The 18981-nt window shown below is 57.0% G+C and carries 16 protein-coding genes; 7 read left to right on the top strand and 9 right to left on the bottom strand.

The features are described 5' to 3' along the window. Positions 1-116 precede the first annotated feature (116 nt). Together BQ7486_RS12410 and BQ7486_RS09810 are read left to right on the top strand one after the other, a co-directional pair. Positions 117-242, top strand: coding sequence for a hypothetical protein (locus tag BQ7486_RS12410; RefSeq protein ID WP_268874096.1), 126 nt, complete (start codon positions 117-119; stop codon positions 240-242). 162 nt (positions 243-404) lie between these two features. Next, entirely contained in the window at positions 405-833 is a 429-nt protein-coding gene (locus tag BQ7486_RS09810) for a hypothetical protein (RefSeq protein ID WP_074009883.1), read from the top strand. Positions 834-1103: 270 nt separating this feature from the next. Here the strand turns inward: BQ7486_RS09810 and BQ7486_RS09815 are convergent, their stop codons facing one another. Beyond that, positions 1104-2492: an ISL3 family transposase gene (locus BQ7486_RS09815; RefSeq protein ID WP_074010126.1), complete on the bottom strand. Its 1389-nt coding sequence runs from the start codon at positions 2490-2492 to the stop codon at positions 1104-1106. Positions 2493-2970: 478 nt separating this feature from the next. On the opposite strand from BQ7486_RS09815, the gene BQ7486_RS09820 reads away from it, so the two are divergent. Continuing rightward, positions 2971-3354 carry a helix-turn-helix domain-containing protein gene (locus BQ7486_RS09820; RefSeq protein ID WP_074009884.1) on the top strand — a complete coding sequence of 128 codons (384 nt, stop codon included), beginning with the start codon at positions 2971-2973 and terminating at the stop codon, positions 3352-3354. Between the two features lie 97 nt (positions 3355-3451). Here the strand turns inward: BQ7486_RS09820 and BQ7486_RS09825 are convergent, their stop codons facing one another. Continuing rightward, positions 3452-4333, bottom strand: a complete 882-nt coding sequence (locus BQ7486_RS09825) for an FAD-dependent oxidoreductase (RefSeq protein WP_235836785.1) — start codon at positions 4331-4333, stop codon at positions 3452-3454. A 316-nt stretch (positions 4334-4649) separates the two neighbouring features. Here BQ7486_RS09825 and BQ7486_RS09830 point away from each other — a divergent pair, with 316 nt between their 5' ends. After that, a complete protein-coding gene (locus BQ7486_RS09830; RefSeq protein ID WP_074009885.1) occupies positions 4650-7100 on the top strand; it encodes an ATP-dependent helicase in 2451 nt (816 codons plus the stop codon). A gap of 124 nt (positions 7101-7224) precedes the next feature. Here the strand turns inward: BQ7486_RS09830 and efp are convergent, their stop codons facing one another. Next, the gene (gene efp / locus BQ7486_RS09835) at positions 7225-7782 is read right to left on the bottom strand and encodes an elongation factor P (protein ID WP_022372575.1); all 558 of its coding nucleotides are present in this window, start codon (positions 7780-7782) and stop codon (positions 7225-7227) included. Positions 7783-7885: 103 nt separating this feature from the next. Continuing rightward, complete coding sequence (gene earP, locus BQ7486_RS09840) at positions 7886-9028, bottom strand: elongation factor P maturation arginine rhamnosyltransferase EarP (protein ID WP_074009886.1); 1143 nt, start codon at positions 9026-9028, stop codon at positions 7886-7888. A gap of 45 nt (positions 9029-9073) precedes the next feature. Here earP and uvrC point away from each other — a divergent pair, with 45 nt between their 5' ends. Both uvrC and pgsA read left to right on the top strand, forming a co-directional pair. Next, the gene (gene uvrC, locus BQ7486_RS09845) at positions 9074-10942 is read left to right on the top strand and encodes an excinuclease ABC subunit UvrC (protein WP_074009887.1); all 1869 of its coding nucleotides are present in this window, start codon (positions 9074-9076) and stop codon (positions 10940-10942) included. A 16-nt stretch (positions 10943-10958) separates the two neighbouring features. Continuing rightward, positions 10959-11516: a CDP-diacylglycerol--glycerol-3-phosphate 3-phosphatidyltransferase gene (pgsA, locus tag BQ7486_RS09850; protein WP_074009888.1), complete on the top strand. Its 558-nt coding sequence runs from the start codon at positions 10959-10961 to the stop codon at positions 11514-11516. 70 nt (positions 11517-11586) lie between these two features. On the opposite strand, the gene mutS is transcribed toward pgsA, so the two are convergent. The 5 genes from mutS to BQ7486_RS09875 all read right to left on the bottom strand — a co-directional run bounded on the left by mutS (position 11587) and on the right by BQ7486_RS09875 (position 17629). Then, on the bottom strand, positions 11587-14250 hold the full coding sequence (mutS, locus tag BQ7486_RS09855; RefSeq protein ID WP_074009889.1) for a DNA mismatch repair protein MutS: 2664 nt from the start codon (positions 14248-14250) through the stop codon (positions 11587-11589). A gap of 138 nt (positions 14251-14388) precedes the next feature. Next, positions 14389-15189: an inositol monophosphatase family protein gene (locus tag BQ7486_RS09860; RefSeq protein ID WP_022372583.1), complete on the bottom strand. Its 801-nt coding sequence runs from the start codon at positions 15187-15189 to the stop codon at positions 14389-14391. A gap of 215 nt (positions 15190-15404) precedes the next feature. Continuing rightward, positions 15405-16502 (bottom strand): threonine synthase, encoded by a 1098-nt coding sequence (locus tag BQ7486_RS09865; RefSeq protein WP_074009890.1) that lies wholly within the window; start codon positions 16500-16502, stop codon positions 15405-15407. 18 nt (positions 16503-16520) lie between these two features. Continuing rightward, on the bottom strand, positions 16521-16901 hold the full coding sequence (locus BQ7486_RS09870) for a RidA family protein (RefSeq protein WP_074009891.1): 381 nt from the start codon (positions 16899-16901) through the stop codon (positions 16521-16523). A gap of 20 nt (positions 16902-16921) precedes the next feature. Continuing rightward, entirely contained in the window at positions 16922-17629 is a 708-nt protein-coding gene (locus BQ7486_RS09875; RefSeq protein WP_074009892.1) for a helix-turn-helix transcriptional regulator, read from the bottom strand. 133 nt (positions 17630-17762) lie between these two features. Here BQ7486_RS09875 and BQ7486_RS09880 point away from each other — a divergent pair, with 133 nt between their 5' ends. Further along, positions 17763-18935: an alanine racemase gene (locus BQ7486_RS09880; protein WP_074009893.1), complete on the top strand. Its 1173-nt coding sequence runs from the start codon at positions 17763-17765 to the stop codon at positions 18933-18935. The last annotated feature ends 46 nt before the right edge of the window (positions 18936-18981 follow it).

The following is an 18981-nucleotide window of genomic DNA, read 5'->3' on the forward strand; positions in this document are numbered from 1 at the left end:
TTGCGTCTGGAGAAGGCGTTTGAGCTCGGTAGAAAAATCTACAACGCAACGCTGGCTACCGCCTTAGCTGGACTCAAACGGATGCGGGAAGATCCGGCTTGGAAAAAGCGGTTGCAATGCCCAAAGGCAAAGAGCGCAACAATGAATTTTCCCGGTTGCAGAAGAAGTTCGGTCTGACTCTTAACGGTCTGAGAACCATTGCCAACAATCACCGCATCGGCTCCAAGACGCCCCTGATCTGAGCGCATGAAGCCCAGGAAATCGGGAAAACGGTCTGGCAGGCTCTGGAGGGCTACATTTTCCGCAAAGGCGGAAAGCCGCGGTTCAAGTCCTGGAAGCGTGGGCTCAACGGTATTTCCGGAACAGATAATCGGGAACTCATCTGGAAGCCCGAAGAATCGGCTTTGTACTGGCGTAAAAAGCCTTACCGGGTCAAGATCGACGACTCTCAGCAGCAGGTAGCGCTCATATTTGATGAAAAGACGCGGCAGGCGGAAAAGCGTATCGGTATGTCGATGACGCTCTTTGAAAAGGCGGGCGGAGGTCTTGTTGCCGCAGATGGAATCGACGGTCTGGCTGTTAAGCTCGGAGTCCCTGCGGGGGTTTTAAAGGAGACGGTGGAATCCTTTAATGCCAAGGTGAGGGCAGACGGTACGGCGCCTGAAGCCGTGCCTCCGAAAGCCCATCTGGCGGCCAAGCTCGACATGAAGGGCAGGCTCTACGCTTTTTACCCGCTGACACCTTCCATCACCATGGTTTACGGGGGGGGGCTTACCATCGACACCAAGGTCCGCGTCACCGCGAAGGACGGTGATGTGATCCGCGGATTGTAGCGGCGGGCGAAACCGTGAACCTCTACTATATGGACTATCACGGCGGAGGCATTTTGTCGCAGTGCCTGGCTTTCGGTCGCATGGCCGGAGAGGGTGCGACAAAGCTTGCCGGGCACTGAGGTCGAGTGTTTTAAATATCGGTGAGGTAACACGTGGCAGCGGGCGTAAAGCACGTCACTCTGACATCTGTTTATCGAAGACGGCGCGAGTAAAACCGCGCCGTTTCCGTTCTTAGAAAAGGCTCTTCGTGCATAGTTGTGGGTAAAAAAATCAAGCAACTACACTGGAAGGCTGTTGTTTAGCGGGCTTTCCGGAGACAGCATGGTTTGGCAAAGGGATCACCAAATTTGAGCAGCATAAAAGCACCATTGCCTTGAGATTTTCAACATTACGAAACCCGTAGGCTTTCCGAATAATCAGCTTGATATTGTTGTTGACGGCTTCGACGCGTGCATTGCTCATTTTTAGCGTGATGCTGTTGAGTATGTTTTGTTCGTGGCGGCGTATCTTGGCGGCCAAATTTTTAAGCTCATCAATACGGCTGTGCCTTGCCCTGTAATACCAACTTTTGAGCTCCTGGGAAGCCTGTTGCGGATCAGTCATTTTCAGGATTAAACGCAGGGCCTCCTTGCTGGTGTAACAGCGGAACAGTACTTTGCTTGTCCGTGCAATCAGCTCCACTTTATGCCTCTGGTTTTCCGTCAGGTTCTCAGGGGCCTTGCCGAGGGCATACAGTGCAGATTTGATTTCATCTGCGGTCTGTTTGGCCTGATTGAACTCTTCCCTTGTTTTATCGTCAGCCTTCGGCCTGCCGCGTTTCTTTTTGAGTTGCTTGCTGATTTGCCTGACCTCCTTGGCTGCCTCGCGCCACTCCTTTTTGCGGACAGTATCGACAGCTTCGTTAGCCCACTGAACGACATGGAAATGATCCACGCAACGCTGGCAATGAGGGACAAACTCCCGGATGCAATCATCGATCCAGCGGGCACCATCGCCGGTGATAATTTTGATGCCGGCGCGTTGCTCCGGGGTCAGCAACTTAAAGAACTCTGAGAGGACTGCTTTGCCGTGACCTTTGGACACCCAGACAACGGTATTGGTGTCGTGATTGACGATAACGGTGATGTAGCTGTGTCCCTTACGGTAGCTGGTTTCATCAATGCCGATGGCTCTCAGATTATCGAAGCGCGCCGAGCTGTCAGGTTCTAGAAAGTCTTTGGTCCTTTCAACGCAGCGACCTACTGTTTTCCAGTCGATGCGCATGAACTTACATACGATGCTGCGGGGCAGACTGCGGGCCAGCCAGGCCACCGTCAGATCAAAGTCTTTGGTGAAGCGCGAGCCATGGAAGGCCCACGGCACGGCGGCGGTTACGACGCCGTGTTTGGGGCAGCAAATACGGTAGCTCTCAGCCTGCAGATAGACACGAATGCCGTTTAAATCACCAGCGCGCCAAAGGCGAACCTGATCGTTTCGAGCAGAGTCGTACCTGGGGCTCTTCCTGTTGCAGTGCGGGCACCGGCAACGGTATCCCCGGGTGGCGTGAACCTGGACCACTGCAGATTTTGTACCGTCAGTTTCGTGAAAGAATTCAATGTCCTCGATGACGGTGCCTTTGACATTGAGAAGATGCTTGAATAAAGTGGTGTCCCGAGCCATTCCGGTCCTTATTTTGTGAGTGTCGACAGCCACAACTTTAAAGACTGTGAATGGCTTTTTTGTTAATGAAATCTGAAGAAAGGCCGGCAGTCGTGCTGCTCGCCCTGCCTATTCGGCGGCCGTTACGGAGAGAGCCCCCGGTACTCGCTACGCTGCATACCTGCGCGCGGCCTGCGGCCGTGCTCGGTATTTCGCTACGCGATTACCGGGGGCTCTCTCCGTATTTGTTAACAGGCTCTCGTTGACCAAAATCGGGGGACGAACTACCCACACATATGCCCGAAGAATCTTTCTCAGAGGGGTTTAGACGAACGCTTCAGAGGGAGCTCCCGGTTTTGCTTGAGCCGGTTACCTGTCGTTTCTCCTTTAAAAGACGGGAGAAAACGGCATCAAAACTCCATGTCAGGCAACTTTCAAGCCCCGTTCCCTCAAAGAGGAAGCGGGGTCTTTTTTACCAGTAGCGTTTTCGGCGAAACAAATGAACATGACACTCAGTGATGGTGCAGGGCAAAGCGTGCCGGCTCGTCAGAAGCCCGCGTTTTATGCCTCAGAAAAGAAGCGCCGCTGGGCCCGTGACCTTTTTGAGCACGGCTACGGCTACACCAAGGTGGCGTCGATTCTGGAACTTTCGGAAAACACTGTCCGGGACTGGCAGCGTGAGTACTGCAAGGGGCGCTTCAGGGTTCAGATTGCAGACAACCAGCTGCGTTATTCCGACGAGCTGCGTGAGAAGGTTCTGAAAATGCGCGCAGAGGGGGTCTCCTGGCGCAAGATCAGCGAATTAACCCGTGTTCCTGTTTCCACTGTCCGGAAGTGGTGTGCAAAGGCAGTAGCCAGTGAAAAGTGCGCTGCGGCACCGTAATTAAAGCAGGGACAATGCGAGGAGAAGAAAGTTTTCCGGATGCTCAAAAACCGCCGCAGCCAGCGACTGTAGCGGCTCTTGATCCCAAAGGAGAGGATTACTGTTTTACGGCCTTAACGGCTTCCGTACCGGCAATCCGCCCGAACGTGATGGTTTCGGAGATGGAGTTGCCGCCCAAACGGTTCTTGCCGTGCACGCCGCCCGTCACTTCACCGGCGGCAAAGAGTCCTTTGATCGGCTGCCCCTTCGTGTTGATGACGCGGGTTTTGCCGTCAATCGTTAAACCGCCCATGTAATAGTGGATCGCCGGCGTGATTTCAATGGCGTAGTACTTGGGCTTGTCCACTTTCGGGAAGCCGTCCGGACGATGAAATTCCGGATCTTTGCCGTTTTCAGCATAACGGTTGTAGTCGGTCATTGTTTTTTCGAGGTTGTCCGGATCAATACCGGCTGCCGCGGCAAGTTCGCGGATCGTGTTGCCTTCCTTGGCAAGACCGAGCTCAAAGGCCGCGCCCGTCTGCTTGACCTTGTCTCTGACTTTCTGATCGAAAATCTCATAGGCAACGCCGCCCGTCTGTTTGCTCACCGCAGCACTTGTGACGTCGCGCGTCGTGAGTTCGCTGATAAAGCGCTTGCCTTCCTTATTGACGAACACGGCGCGAGCGCCGCGCACTGTTTCGGAGACAATCACGGGAGAGCCCACCAGCAGCGTCGGGTTAAGCTGGATTTCCTTGGCATCGGTCACCGAAGCGCCGATTTTCTGCGCAAGCACCATGCCGTCACCCTGACTGCCGGGCTGTTTTGATGTTTTCACGTCGGCACTGATGTCGGGGCGCAGACTCTGTACGCGTTTGGCATTAGCGCCGATGCCGCCCGTTGCGAGCACAACGGCCTTGGCATTGATCTGATAAAGCCCTGAGTGTTTGCCTTTGACGAGTACGCCGGTCACGGCACGGGTTTTGTCTGTGATGAGCTTCACAGAATTTCCCGCATTCCTCCCGGGGCTCAAGCCCCGGGTTTCCTGCGGGAAATTCTGTGAAAGCCGTCAGGCTCAACTCCACGGACAAGCACTGCACCGCGAATCTTTTGCGCCTGGGATTATGCCCGAGCGGGGTGGCAACACCCCCATCGGGGGCGTCTCAGGGCTAGCAAAAGAACCTTCCGGATCCGGGAGTGCTTGAGCATAGCCCAACCGAAACTTCCGGACTTAGGACTAAGCGGGTAGGGCGCTGCGTAACCCGTTAGAATGCCCGACTCAAAAATTCATCTTCTTTGCCGGCTTTTTTCCTACGACCATGCAGAATCTTCTTGACCTCGTCAACAGCCTCAATCCCATGCAGCGCTCCGCGGTGGAACTGCCTGCTGAGCACGCGCTCATTCTGGCGGGGGCGGGGTCCGGAAAAACGCGGGTTCTCACAACGCGCATGGCCTGGATTATCGCCAAAGGGATGGCGCGCCCAGCGCAGATTCTCGCGGTCACGTTTACCAATAAAGCCGCGCGCGAAATGCGCGACCGTCTGGAAGGGATGGTCAACGCCGACATGCGCAGCATGTGGGTGGGGACCTTTCACGGGATTGCGCACAAGCTTCTGCGGCTTCACTGCGAAGACGCGGGGCTGCCCTCAACCTTTCAGATCATTGATTCCTCGGATCAGTTGTCGCTTGTGAAGCGCCTCATGAAGGAGCAGGGCGTTGATACGGAAACAAACGATGCCAAGAGCTGGCAGGCCCGCATCAACCGCTTTAAGGAAGCGGGGCTGCGTGCCAAGGACGTTGCCGCCGAAGAAGAACCCTTGGGAGGTCAGGGCTTTTACCGCCTCTACGAGAACCGCTGCCAGAAAGAGGGGCTTGTGGATTTTGCCGAACTTCTTTTAAGAAGTACGGAGCTTCTGGAGTGCAACGCCGTTTTGCGCGAGCACTACGCCGACCGCTTCCGCTTTGTGCTCGTCGATGAGTTTCAGGACACCAATGCCCTGCAGTTTCGCTGGATTAAGGCGATTGTGTCGCCCGCGAGCACCACAAATTCGCTTTTTTGCGTGGGCGACGATGATCAGTCGATTTACGCCTTCCGCGGTGCGCGCGTGGGCAATATGGCCGACTTTGTAAACGACTACCACGTTAAGCACCTTGTGAAGCTCGAGCAGAACTACCGCTCGACCTCGCACATTCTCGATGCCGCCAACGCCGTCATTGCCAACAACGCCCAGCGCATGGGCAAAAACCTCTGGACTGAGGCCGGCAAAGGGGAACTGATCGGCATTTACGGCGCTGACGATGACCGTGAGGAAGCCAGAAGCCTCACGCAGGACATTCTCACGCTGCACCGCTCGGGCACTCCCTGGCGTGACTGCGCGGTCCTTTACCGCAACAACGCCCAGTCCCGCATCATCGAACAGTATTTCACCGCCAACTCCATTCCCTACCGCATCTACGGGGGCCTGCGCTTTTTTGACCGTCAGGAAGTCAAGGACGTCACCGCTTACCTGCGGCTTTTAAGTAACCCCGAAGACACGTCCGTTCTGCGTGTCATCAATCAGCCGCCGCGCGGGATCGGTGCAACGACGATTGAGCGCATTACGGCGCACGCCAACGAGCGCGGCGTCACGCTTTGGGAAGCAATGCACGACTGGCAGCCGAAGGACACGGCGACCGTGAAGCGTGCCGCAGGCTTTATGAAGCTTGTTGCCGATATGAAGGAAGCCTGCGAGGGGCTGCCCTTACCGGAAGTGATCGCGAGAGTCATGGAAATGTCGGGCCTTAAGACCTATTACGAATCAAAGCCCGACCACGATATCCGGCTTGAGAACATGGGCGAAATGGTGAACGCTGCCACCGGTTTTTGCCGCGAAAACGGCATTGACGAGGAGCAGCCTGCCTTTGAAGCGGGGATTGACAACGGCATGACGCCCCTGGACGGATTTTTGGCGCAGGCAGCGCTGGAAGCCGATGATAAAAACGAAGAGGGTGTGAGCGACTCCGTTCAGATGATGACGGTGCATGCATCCAAAGGCCTGGAGTTTCCGAACGTCTGGCTCTGCGGCCTTGAGGACGGCCTTTTCCCGCACCACGCCAGGGACGAAGCCGAAGAAGACAAGGCAATCAGCGAGGAGCGGCGGCTGATGTACGTCGCGATGACCCGTGCGCAGAAGCGCTTGAGGATCAGCTGGTGCGCGCAGCGCATGCTCTACGGCGACATCAAGTATCAGGACCGCTCGCAGTTTATTGATGAGATTCCCGAAGAACACGTCCGGGAACTCAAAGCCCCGAAAAAGGACGATGACGCGGGGGACTATCGCGGAGGCTACGGCGGCAGCCGTTACGGCAGTTACGGTAACGGCGGCTACAGCCGCGGCTACGGCAACAACGGCTATTCCCGCAGCGGTTACGCAGGCCGCGACAACAGTTACGGCGCCCGCTCTTCGGGTTACGGTCAGAAGACGGAGCGAAGCTCGGGCTGGCAGGGCGGAAAACTCGGCCGCGCGAGCGACTACCTCGCGGCAAGCCGCGCCTCGGGCGCCGGGTTCTCTTCGGACGCCTCAATTGCCGCCCGCAAGGAAAGCACTTCCAACGAGTGGGGCCTCTCCGTGGGAGACAAGGTGCATCACACCAAGTTCGGTGACGGTGTGATCGTTTCGATGGCCAACGTCGCCAAACGCGATCAGACCCGTGCGCAGATTAAGTTCACCAATCCCGCCTACGGCACGAAGGAACTGCTGCTTGCGTTTGCCAATCTCACGAAACTCTGAGAAAAACAAAGCGCAGCAAAAAGCCCTGCACGAGCTGTTTTCTTCAGAAGAAAGCACTTCGTGCAGGGCTTTTTTGATGCCTGAAGCCTCAAGGCCTCAGGCATGGGAATGCCGTTACGCCGGATTACTTGATGCGGCTGCGGTATTCGCCCGTGCGGGTATCGATTTCGATCTTGTCGCCGGTGTTCACGAACGCCGGAACATCGAGCACATAACCCGTGGCGAGCTTGGCGGGCTTCATGACCTTACCGGAGGTATCACCCTTAACGGCGGGTTCGGTGTAAACCACTTCACGCACAACCATCGTCGGGAGTTCGATACCGATCACGCGGCCTTCGTAGAACACGGCTTCAGCGGTGAGACCGTCTTCGAGGTACTTCTTGGCTTCTTCCATCGTGTCGGCGTCGACTTCGTACTGGTTGTACTCTTCGTCCATCCAGACATAGTGCGGATCAGCAAAGTAGGAGTAGGTGACGGGCTTGCGTTCGAGGATGATGTCTTCGAACTTGTCGTCAGCACGGTAGACGGTTTCCGTCACGGCGCTGTTCAACAGGTTCTTCATCTTCATCTTGACGGTGGAAGCTCCGCGGCCGCCCTTGGAATATTCGGCCTTGAGCACAACCATGGGATCCTTGCCGACCATGAACACATTGCCGGCACGCAGTTCCTGCGCGGTTTTCATTTTGAGTCTTTCCTTGAATTGGACTGGATTGAATCGGCAGTCGGGGCACGTGTAACGGCATCCGCGTGAAGCGGCCCGACCGAGGCAAAAATTTTTCGTTAACTCAGCATTTTATCTGTTTCAGTGCCTTTTGCGCAATATACTCGGGCGCTGTGGTGAGGCATGAAAGGTACGTGCGCCAGGCCTGTGCGGCCTTCTGCATCGCCGGAAAACGGTCCCGGTATGCGCTCCAGGCCGCGGGCGTGAGAATCCTCCCGTTTAAGCCCGCTTCAAGGCCGGACCAGATCCGGGCGTCGTCCTCCGCCATGCCCCGGGTGTAGAGCTTCGTGAAGGCCGCAAGTTTCACAAGGTGCGTGTCTTCTGTCTGCGGGTAGAGCATCCATAAAAGAGGGGTGCCCGCAAGCTGCACACGCACGGTGGAATCTTCGCCTCTTACGAGAGCGCAGTCGCACGCCAAAAGCGGCTTATCAAATTCGCACTGCGGGAGCAAAGGCAGGCGCACAGTGGTCACGTGCGCCGGATTTCCGGCAGCGGCGAGCTTTTCGGACGCAGCCCCCGGCGCAAGAAGTATCTGTAAGGGGCGCTTGTCGGAAGCAAAGGCCCCGGCAAGTGCGTCAACAGCCTCTGTGGGGTAGGTAAAGAAAAAGAGCGTGAAGGGCGCGGCGGGATCGGCTCCGGACGATTCAAGAAACGCCGTCTTGCCGCCTGCGGCCTCAAAAGCCTTTCGGGCCTCACTGATGTCGGCTTCGCGCACGATGCCGCCTGTTTTTTCGGTAAATCCCGGAAAAACAAAGGTCTTCGGATAACCGAAACGGGGGTGGCGGCTCACAAGGCCGTTGGACTCCTCGGCGTAGGTTTCCGCTGTGAGATAGTCCAGGGCAAAGACCGCCGTGGGCTTCATGTCAAAGCGATGCGAAAGCGCTTCTTCCACGCCGTCAGGCAGCCTGCAGCTGAAGGCTTCCACCGTGACGTCGGGGAGGTTCGTGGCCTTCGAAAAGAAGCGTTCCGCAGCCGTATTCCAGCGCATGACGCGGATACCGAGGGCCGTACACGCGTCGCCCGCGGCATCGACCTCGGGTACAAAAGCCGCGAGCGTCTCGGGCTTATCAATAATGAGCGTCACGCACCAGCCGTATTCACGCTTTAAACTGCGCGCAAGCCGCCAGGCTACGCCCGCATCGCCGAAATTGTCGATGACGCGGCACCAGATGCCGGCGGTAACAGGGTTTTGTGTCAGGTTTTCCATGGTTTGGTTGACCAAAGCGGCAGTTGGGATTTTTGGTGCGGGATTATGCAGCAGATCAGCATAAACGACTATAAGGAACAGTTGGCGGGACTGCCGGGGCTGCCCGGCGTCTACCGTTATTTTGATAAGGACGGCAACTGCCTTTATGTCGGCAAGGCCCGCGACTTAAAGCGCCGCGTCTCCTCGTACTTTCAGAAAAATGACCTCAGCCCGCGCATCGCCATCATGGTGCAGCAGATAGCAGCCTTTGAGACAACCGTTGTGCGAAGCGAAGCCGAAGCGTTTCTGCTGGAAAACAACCTCATCAAAACCCTCAATCCCAAGTACAACATTCTCTTTCGGGACGACAAGAGTTATCCGTATCTGAGAATTTCCGCAGACACCTTCCCGCGGGTGAGTTACTACCGCGGGAGCGTGGACCGCAAAAGCCGCTTTTTCGGGCCGTACCCCAATTCCGGCGCCGTGCGGGAAGCAATCGGCGTGCTGCAAAAAGTCTTTCGTCTGAGAGTCTGCGAAAACAATGTCTTTAAAAACCGGTCGCGTCCGTGCCTCATGGGTCAGATGGACCGGTGCTCCTGCCCCTGTACGGGCGAAATCACGCCTGAAGAATACAAAGGTGACGTCGAAAACGCCTGCCGCTTCTTAAAGGGCGAGACCGATGACGTCATGCAGGGACTTCGTGACCGCATGATGGCCGCAAGCGATAGGCTGCGCTACGAGGAAGCGGCTGTGATCCGCGACCGCATCGCGGCACTTAACGACGTGATGCATCAGCAGGCTGTGGAAACAACGGGCGCGGACACTGACGCCGACATCATTGCGGTGGCGGTGACGCAAGGCGAAGCCTGCGTAAACCTTGCCATGGTTCGCGGCGGCCGGCATTTGGGGGATCACGCCGTTTACCCCGAGATCTCACGCGGAACAGGTAAGGAATTGGCAGCCCCAGACGTTCTCGAAGCCTTTGTTGCACAGCACTACGCCGGAGGTCAGGTTCCTGAGACCGTGATCAGTTCAGATGCAGTGGACCCGAGGGCGCTGCAGGAGACGCTGACGGAACTTGCAGGCCGGCGCATTCAGTTTGTGCATGAGCCGCAGTCCGTGCGGCGCCGCTGGCTTGAGATGGCGCAGCAAAACGCAAAGATTGCGCTTGAGCGGCACATGGCCGAAGCCGGCGGCGAGAAAAAGAGGGTGGCCGCGATGATTGAGGCACTCGGACTTACGCTTGACGAAGAGCAGCGCGCCAACCTTCAGATTGAGTGCTTTGATATTTCGCACACCGCCGGTGAAGCAACGCAGGCCTCCTGCGTCGTTTTCCGGGGACTTGCGATGGACGGCAGCCGCTACCGGCGCTTTAACATCACCGGGATTACGCCCGGGGACGACTACGCCGCGATGAAGCAGGTGTTAACGCGAAGGTATCTCCCGGCAGCCAGAGGCGAGGCGCCGCTTCCCACTGTGGTGCTTGTTGACGGCGGCCGCGGTCAGGTGCATATGGCCAAGGACGTCTTCACTGAGCTCGGGCTTCCCATTTCCGTGATCGTGGGTGTGGCCAAAGGCGAAGGCCGAAAGACGGGGCTTGAGACGCTCATCTTTGCCGACGGCCGTCCTCCCTTGGTTTTGGGCAGTGAAAGCCCGGCATTGATGCTCATTGCCATGATCCGCGACGAAGCGCACCGCTTTGCCATCACCGGGATGCGCGCCAAGCGCAGCAAAACCCGGCAGACAAGTCGTCTTGAAGACATCGACGGGATCGGCGTGAAGCGCCGGCAGAAAATCCTCACGCACTTTGGGGGCCTTAAAGGTGTACGTAATGCGAGCGTGGAGGATATCGCTAAAATAGACGGCATTTCGCGAGCGCTCGCGCAAAAGATTTACGCACAACTTCACGGTGTTGACGGTGTCAGTTCAACCTAAGCCTTTTAATATTCCGATGGCCCTTACCTGGGCCCGGATTGCTTTCATTCCGCTCATTGTCGGCGTGTTTTATGTCCCCGACGCCCAGGTGAGTCCGCACATGAAAAATGTGCTCGCCTGCATCATGTTCATCATTGCGGCGATCACCGACGCACTGGACGGCTACATTGCCCGCAACTACAACATGGCTACGATGATGGGGGCGTTTCTCGATTCGGTTGCCGATAAGCTCGTGGTGTGTTCCGCGATTGTTGTGCTGCTTGCTTTTGACCGCGTTGACATGATTGTGGCTTTGATCATCGTCGGGCGCGAAATTGCCGTGACGGCCTTAAGAGAATGGATGGCCAAGATCGGCGCGGCCGCGACCGTGAAGGTCAACTGGTTCGGAAAGATCAAGACCATCGCGCAGATGACCGCGATTCCGATGCTCCTTTTCTTTGATCCCTTCTTCGGGATTGATATTTACCTTGTGGGGACGGTGCTTATCTGGGTTGCCGCCGTTCTCACCGTCTACTCGATGTTTGTTTATATGTCGGCTGCGTGGCCGCATATCGAGGGCGGGGACGCGAAGTAAGTTTGTCCCGCGCCTGTTGGTAAAAAACGGCTGGTTCCTTTCGGACTCAGCCGTTTTTTGACGCTTCTGATTAACCGAGGCTCTTTGCTTTTTCCGTGAGTTCGTAGAGTTTGTTCATCGCGTCCCGCGGCGAGAGGCTGTCGATGTCGATTGCCGCGACTTCATCCACAAACGCCGTGACGGCGGGGTCGACGGCGGGCATCTCTTCGGTAAAGTCTTCCTCGGTGTCTGCGCCCTCAGTTGCTGCGGCAAAAAGGTCAAGCTGCGGACCCGTGTCTTCCTTGGCACGTTCTTCAAGTTTTTTAAGAAGCGCTTTGGCGCGCCGGATGACGCGCGCGGGGATGCCCGCAAGCGAGGCGACCGCAATGCCGTAACTCTGGCTTGCCGGGCCGTCTTTAACGTCGTGCAGAAAGACGATCCCTTTTGATGTGTTTTCCGCAGAGACGTGAACGTTGACGGCCTCGCGGCACTTTTGCGCGAGCTGCGTGAGCTCAAAGTAGTGCGTGGCAAAGAGTGTCCAGCTTCTGGTGCCTTCGGCAAGTTCTTCGGCAATCGCGCCCGCAAGACTTAAGCCGTCAAAGGTTGACGTGCCGCGGCCGATTTCATCCATCAGAACGAGGGACTCTTCGGTTGCCTGCATGAGAATCGACGCGGCTTCGGTCATCTCAACCATAAAGGTGGACCGGCCGCGGGCGAGGTCGTCTGAGGCGCCGATTCGGGTGAGGATCTTGTCGACCGGTCCGATCTGGCTGGCGGCTGCGGGCACAAAGCTTCCCGCGTACGCAAGAAGCACAATGAGTGCCACAGAGCGCATGTAGGTGGATTTTCCGCCCATGTTGGGGCCGGTAATGATGAGAAGCCGTCGTCCCGGAACGAGTGAACAGTTGTTCGGGATATAGCCGTCAATCATCTTCTCAACGACCGGGTGGCGCGCTCCGGTGATGTCAATCCCGGGAGCGCTCATCAACTGAGGTCGTGTCCAGCGCATCTCAAACGCATGACGGGCAAACCCCAGAAGAACGTCTAAGGCGGCGGCTGCGTGCGCAGCGGCAAGCAGCACCTCCACCCAGCCGTGCATGTAGGTGACAAGCTCATCCCAAAGCGCGCGCTCAATCTGAGAAGCCCGCTCTTTGGCGGAAATCCGCTGATCCTCGTACTGCTTTAATTCCGGCGTGATGTAGCGCTCGGTGTTTTTAAGCGTCTGACGCCTGCGGAAATCCGCGGGAACATTTTCGCTCTGGCCCTTGGGGACCTCGATGAAGTAGCCGCTTACGCGGTTATAGTCGATGCGAAGCGTCGCGATGCCGGTACGCTCTTTTTCGCGCGCTTCCATCGCCAGAAGCAGGTCTCCGGCATGATCCCTCATACTTCTTAACTGCGTGAGTTCCGGATCGGCTTCCGAGCGGATAACGTCGCCTTCCCTTAAGAATGTTGCCGGCTCATCAAGAAGCATCGCCTTGAGTTTTTCGTAAAGCGCATCGTCGAGCTCAAGCGCCCTGGCAAGTTCGGCAAAAATCGGGGCCTGAAGCGCTGAAACGACGGCTTTGAGGGTTTTCAGGGACGGCAGATAGTCTCTCAGAGCAGCGGCTTCCTTCGGGCGGATGCTTTTAAGCGCAATGCGCCCGGCGGTCCGCTCAATGTCGGGCATTGCGCAGAGCAGGCCCTTCAGAGGCTCGAGCGCATCGAGGTTGACCATGAGTTCGGCTACCGCCTCGTGACGCTTTTTCGCTGTCGTCGTGTCGCGCGAGGGTGTGGTGAGCCAGTTTTTTAACGCACGGCTTCCCATGCTCGAAAAACAGTTGTCCATGACGGAAAAAAGCGTCGGACCGTTGTCATTACGGAGGCTCTCGGTGATTTCGAGATTTCTGCGGCTTGCGGCATCCAAAACGATGAAGTTGGATTCCTTCTGCAGTTCCAGCGGCGCAATGTAGGGCAGGCTCTCGCACTGGGTGTTGGCAACGTAACTTAAAAGGGCGTTGCAGGCTGAGAGTACGGCAGGCTCATTTTCAATGCCCCAGGCTTCGAGGTTATTCAACCCGAACTGCTTCTTTAAAAGTTCCCTGCCGCGCTCGGCGTCAAAGTACCAGGCGGGCATTTCGTTCACGGCCGTCTCTGCTGCCGCACCCTGCACGGTTTCTCTGAGCTCTGCGGGCACAAGAATTTCCGAGGGCGTGATGCGCGCAAGTTCCGTCGCAAGATTCTGCGGCGCAATGCTTGCGGCGCAAAAGCGGCCGTTGGTGAGCGTAAGCCACACAAGTCCGAGGTTAGCCGTCGCCGACCGGCCGATTCTTGCCACCGCAAGCAGTACGGAATCAGACTTTTCGGACAAAAGCGCGTTATCGGTGAGCGTCCCGGGCGTGACAATCCGCACGATCTTGCGGTCCATCGTGGCTTTGCCGGGTTCGTTGGGGTCGCCGATTTGCTCGCAGATTGCCACCGAGACGCCGAGTTTCACGAGGCGCGCGAGGTACTGCTCCAGCGTTGCCGCGGGGATTCCGGCCATCGGAATGGGCTTGCCCTGAAAGGTGCCCCTTTTTGTGAGCGTCAGGCCGATCAAGCGGTTGATTTTCACCGCATCGTCAAAAAACGTTTCGTAGAAGTCACCGATCCGGTAGAGAAGCATCACGCCCGGATGCTTGTCCCTCAGAATCAGATACTGCCGCATGGCGGGGGTGTGCTCGCTGTAGGGCTCTTTGGAATCGGTCTCAGCCTGAGGGCGTGTGGCTTCAGTCATCGGTGTAAACAACTCTTAAGTTCGGCAGAAGGCCCTGAAAGACCGGATCTGCCGCATCGGGACGGAATTCATGCAAAAACGCCGCAGCGTTTTGTGAAAATTGCTGCGGCATTTTCCGGGAAAATTGTTGAATTGGCCTTAACCCTTGGGTGTACCGAAGTCACCTACCTTGGCAATCAAAGGCGCAAAGATCTTGGGCGTTCCGCAGCAGATGCAGCCATCGGCGAGGAAGTTCTCACCGCCCTTAAGGTCCGTGACGAGGCCGCCTGCTTCAAGAACGATGAGGGCTCCGGCGCAGATGTCCCAGCTTTTGAGGTTGGCTTCCCAGTAGGCGTCCAAGCGACCGCTTGCGACCCAGCAGAGATCGAGCGCTGCCGAACCCGCACGGCGCAACCCCGCGGCGTCGCGTGCGACCTTCTCAAACTTTGACATAAAGCCCGTGTAGTCGTCGTTGCGGCGGAAGGGGAACCCCGTGCCGATGAGGCTCTTACTGAATTCACTGCGGCCGGAGACGCGGATGCGGGAGTCGTTCATAAAGGCGCCCTGGCTTTTTTCCGCGTAAAAGAGTTCGTTGCGGGTGGGGTCGTACACGACGCCCACGGCGAGTTTGCCGCGGTAGGTCATGCCGATGGAGACGGCGTACTGCGGAAAACCGTGCAGGAAATTCGTGGTGCCGTCCAAGGGATCGATGTACCAGACAGACTCAGCGTCGGAATGCTGCTTGAAGTCACCTTCCTCGGCGATGATGCCGTCATTGGGGAAGTAATGGCTGATGGTGCGGCAGATTTCTTCCTGGCAGTCGGTGTCCACACGGCTAAAGAAGTCAAACTGTGTCTTTTCGTGCACTTCGAGCGTGTCAACGCGCAGACTTTCCCGGCTGATGATCTTGCCGGCGTTTAAAGCAGCCTTGATGGCTGTCTGAAGCTGAGGAGTGGCCATTTTCTCTCAAAGAATGTCGGAAACGGGGGTGTTGTGTCGCAGGGCTTTTCCGCGTTGATTGGTAAACGGGAAAAGACTGTGCTCAACGTAACAGCAAAATATCTTTTAATTGTAACGGCTTGATGCGCGCGCGTCAGACCTCGTCTGAGAAAAAATTTGCCGCCCGAAGGCGGCAAAGGAAAAAAGGCTTACCAGTGCGGCAAAACGTCGGCCGGTCAGTGATCGGACTTGATCCCGGCGCCGCAGAGCGTAATGACGACGTCGCCCTTGGGGTTAAAGGCCTTCTTGTAGGCGTCCCAGGCAACAAAGTTTGCGGCAGTGGTGTGCTCGATGTAGTAGCCCTTTTTGGCCATCGCGGCACGCGCTTCAAGGATTTTGTCTTCAGGCGCCGTGATCACGTGAATGTTGTGTTTTTTCACCATCGCGAGAATCTCGCGGTCGCGCAGGGGCTGGCCGATCGCGATTCCTTCGGCAATCGTGGGGCTCACGGTTACCGTGGTGTCGGCGTGGCCAAGCCCCTTGTCAACCGCGGATTTCAGGGGCTGACACAGTTCGCTCTGAAGCGCCACGATCTGCGGGAAGGTCTTGATCGCACCTGAGTTATAGAGATGTTCCAGAGCCTTCACTGCTCCGATAAAGAGCGTGCCGTTACCGACGGGAACGACAACGTGGTCGGGAATGCGGCCGAGCTGCTCGAAAATCTCGTAGATGTAGGTTTTCGTACCTTCGTAAAAATAGGGATTGGCGACGTGGTTGGCGTAGTAGACGCCGTCCTCTTTGACGCGAGCGCGGCAGACGTCAGCGCAGTGGTCGCGCGTTCCCGGAATCACGTGGGCCTTGGCGCCGTGCGCTTCAATCATCGTGATCTTTTTGGGGCTTGTGCCTTCGGGAACGTAAATTTCACAGGTGATCCCCGCGCGGGCGCAGTAGGCCGCAACGGAGTTGCCGGCGTTGCCGCTTGAGTCCTGCACGCAGGTTTTGACGCCGATCGCCTTCATATGCGCCACGAGCGCTGCGGCACCGCGGTCCTTAAAGGAGAGCGTGGGCATCATGTAGTCGACCTTGACGTACATCCCGGGCTCAAGTTGAACGGTCGGCGTCATGCCTTCGCCCAATGTCACGTCTCTCCAGCTGTCCCCGTCCACCGCCATAAAGGCGCGGTAACGGAAAATCGACCATTCGGATTTGTCGATTTTGGCCGCGTCCCAGTCGGGCGGCGTGAAGTCGAGTTCAAAAAGGCCTCCGCAGGTGCAAAACGGCGCGTGTGTCGTGGTGTCGGTGAGTGCTCCGCAGTGTATGCAGCGGTAGTTCATGTCCTTTCTCCCTGTGATTTAGGAATGCATTTCAGCCATGGCTTCGATTTCAACGAGGCAGCCGAAGTGAAGGCTTGTGGTGGAAACGACAATGCGTGCGGGCTTGTGTTCTCCGAAAAATTCGGCGTAGACCTCGTTAATTGCGCCCCAGTATTCCGAGGACGGCGTGTAGACGCGGCAGAGCACGACATGGTTGCGGGTGACGCCTGCGGCTTTCAGGACCCGGTCGACGTTATTTAACGCCAGAAGCGCGTGCGCCCTGATGTCTCCGGTGCAGGGTTCTCGGGTGTCGGGATCCAGCGAAAGCTGTCCAGAGACGTAGAGCATGCCGTTGGAGATAACACCTGCGCTGTAGTGACCGGGGTTTTTGCCTTTAAAGTCCGGTGTGACGATCTGCATGGATTTTCCTCTTATGCGGTTTAGTTTCGTTGTTCGGTTTTGCGGCGCTTCAAAGCATCAAGGTCACTGTAGACGGTGACTTTGGAAATGCCGAGTTTGTCGGCGGCGTATTCGAGGGCGCCCTTTACAAGAAAAACGCCTCTGTCCTGCATGAAGTCAATGAGCTGCAGGCGCTCTTCGCGGGTTTTGGCGCCCGCCGCGGTCATGCGGTCAATGAGGCGGCACACCGACGTAAAGACGCTTTCAGCGTTGCCGGAGCCAGTTTCAGCGGTAACGGAAGCGGTGCCCGTAAGGGGGGCGGCCGGGCTTTCTGAGAGCGGATTGATGCCGGCAAGGCCTGGTAAGAGCGACGCCAGACGCTCAAAATCACGCACGGCCCCCGTGACGTCAAGGTTCACGCAGAGCGCTCCCGTGAGTTCCCCCCGGCTGTTGCGGATAAAAAGCGTGGTGCTTCGCACCGGTTTTCCCTCGTGCTCGAAAAACCAGTTGGGGGTGATGTTGGGAGTTTCTCTGGGGGTGCGGATGAGTTCGCTCACCAAGTGCCGGAAGCCCTGGCCGGGTTTGCGGCCCGTGACGTTCTCTCCTGCAACATAGACAACGGAGTGCTGCGGGGTGTCGAGGTCATGCAGGACCACTTCACAGCCTTTTCCCATCAGCTGCACGATCAGATCGGCGACAGCGGTGTAGGGGAGGAGCGGCGCTCGCACGGGAGAATTTTTTTCAGACATCGGTACTTTCATATAAAAATTTCTAGATATAATTCTAAGCGCATTCGCCCCTGTTTTTCCAGTTTTTGCGTGAAATCAGCGAAAAACGGAATTAGGACGGGGTGCAGAAAAATTTCTTGAAAAGGACGAAAAGATGACGGTTATGGAAACGGCGGATCCGGTGGGGCTGACGCTCACGAGCCCGGAACTGATGACACCGGCTTTTGTCATTGATGACGCGAAGCTCTCGGCCAACATTGCGCGAGCCAAAGGGAGGGCCGCAGCGCTCGGCGTCACTTACCGTCCGCACTTAAAAACGCATAAGTCAATCGGTATCGCACGGCGCCAGATGATGACGCCCGAGGGCCCCGCAACCGTCTCAACGCTTGCGGAAGCCCGCTACTTTGCCTCTCACGGCGTCAAAGACATTCTTTATGCGGTGGGTATTGCCCCGCAGAAGCTTTCCGTAGTCAAAGCGATCCGCGACTCGGGGTGTGATCTCAAGATCATTCTCGATAATGTGGCGGCAGCGGTCGCAGTATCAGATTTCTGCCGCAGGGAAAAGACCGAAATTCCGGTGCTTCTTGAAGTCGATGTGGACGGCCACCGCTCCGGGATTAAACCCGAAAGTGATCTGCTTTTAAAGACAGCGGCGGCGCTCACCGACGGCGCAACACTCGCGGGTGTTTTAACGCACGCCGGAGACAGCTATGGATGTAAAACGCTTGCCGCAATTAAAGCGGCTGCAGAAGGCGAACGCACAGGGATTGTGACGGCCGCCGACCGCTTAAGAAATGCGGGGTATGAAGTCAGCATTGTTTCCGTGGGGTCTTCTCCTACGTTGATGTTCAGTGAGAGCGAATCCGGCGTCACGGAAATCCGCGCGGGCGTTTGTGCGCTTTTTGATCTCTTTATGACCAACCTCGGGGTTTGTACGCTTGACGATATCGCAGGGTCTGTTGTCACAACCGTGATCGGGCACCAGGACGAAAAGCACCAGGTGATTTGTGATGCGGGGTTCCTCGCGATGAGCCGCGACCGCGGCACGCAGCGCCAAAAGCACGACTACGGTTACGGCCTGGTGTGTGACATCGCCGGTAAACCTTTGGACGGCGGGCGGATTTTGCTCACGGGCACCAACCAGGAGCACGGCATCATCACGCTGCCGGCGGACACGCTCTTAAAGCCCTCGGATTTTCCGGTCGGCACCCGCCTGCGGATTCTTCCGAACCATGCCTGTCCGACGGTAGCGCCTTACGAAAAGCTCCTTCTGGTTAACGGCGAAGGGCGCATCACTGAGGCGCTTGATCACGTCCGCGGGTGGTAATCGGGCCGTTAAAATAGCGCACGGCGGGCATCGGGACTGTTCCCGG

It is taken from the genome of Duodenibacillus massiliensis, from assembly GCF_900128485.1.
In the GTDB taxonomy this organism is placed as follows: domain Bacteria; phylum Pseudomonadota; class Gammaproteobacteria; order Burkholderiales; family Burkholderiaceae_F; genus Duodenibacillus; species Duodenibacillus massiliensis.

Bases quoted from the DNA above. Each gene is read 5' to 3' on its own strand.
- BQ7486_RS12410 (WP_268874096.1), top strand. From the start codon at position 117: ATGCCCAAAGGCAAAGAGCGCAACAATGAATTTTCCCGGTTGCAGAAG.
- BQ7486_RS09815 (WP_074010126.1), bottom strand. From the start codon at position 2,492: ATGGCTCGGGACACCACTTTATTCAAGCATCTTCTCAATGTCAAAGGC.
- BQ7486_RS09820 (WP_074009884.1), top strand. From the start codon at position 2,971: ATGAACATGACACTCAGTGATGGTGCAGGGCAAAGCGTGCCGGCTCGT.
- BQ7486_RS09830 (WP_074009885.1), top strand. From the start codon at position 4,650: ATGCAGAATCTTCTTGACCTCGTCAACAGCCTCAATCCCATGCAGCGC.
- efp (WP_022372575.1), bottom strand. From the start codon at position 7,782: ATGAAAACCGCGCAGGAACTGCGTGCCGGCAATGTGTTCATGGTCGGC.
- earP (WP_074009886.1), bottom strand. From the start codon at position 9,028: ATGGAAAACCTGACACAAAACCCTGTTACCGCCGGCATCTGGTGCCGC.
- uvrC (WP_074009887.1), top strand. From the start codon at position 9,074: ATGCAGCAGATCAGCATAAACGACTATAAGGAACAGTTGGCGGGACTG.
- pgsA (WP_074009888.1), top strand. From the start codon at position 10,959: ATGGCCCTTACCTGGGCCCGGATTGCTTTCATTCCGCTCATTGTCGGC.
- mutS (WP_074009889.1), bottom strand. From the start codon at position 14,250: ATGACTGAAGCCACACGCCCTCAGGCTGAGACCGATTCCAAAGAGCCC.
- BQ7486_RS09860 (WP_022372583.1), bottom strand. From the start codon at position 15,189: ATGGCCACTCCTCAGCTTCAGACAGCCATCAAGGCTGCTTTAAACGCC.
- BQ7486_RS09865 (WP_074009890.1), bottom strand. From the start codon at position 16,502: ATGAACTACCGCTGCATACACTGCGGAGCACTCACCGACACCACGACA.
- BQ7486_RS09870 (WP_074009891.1), bottom strand. From the start codon at position 16,901: ATGCAGATCGTCACACCGGACTTTAAAGGCAAAAACCCCGGTCACTAC.
- BQ7486_RS09875 (WP_074009892.1), bottom strand. From the start codon at position 17,629: ATGTCTGAAAAAAATTCTCCCGTGCGAGCGCCGCTCCTCCCCTACACC.
- BQ7486_RS09880 (WP_074009893.1), top strand. From the start codon at position 17,763: ATGACGGTTATGGAAACGGCGGATCCGGTGGGGCTGACGCTCACGAGC.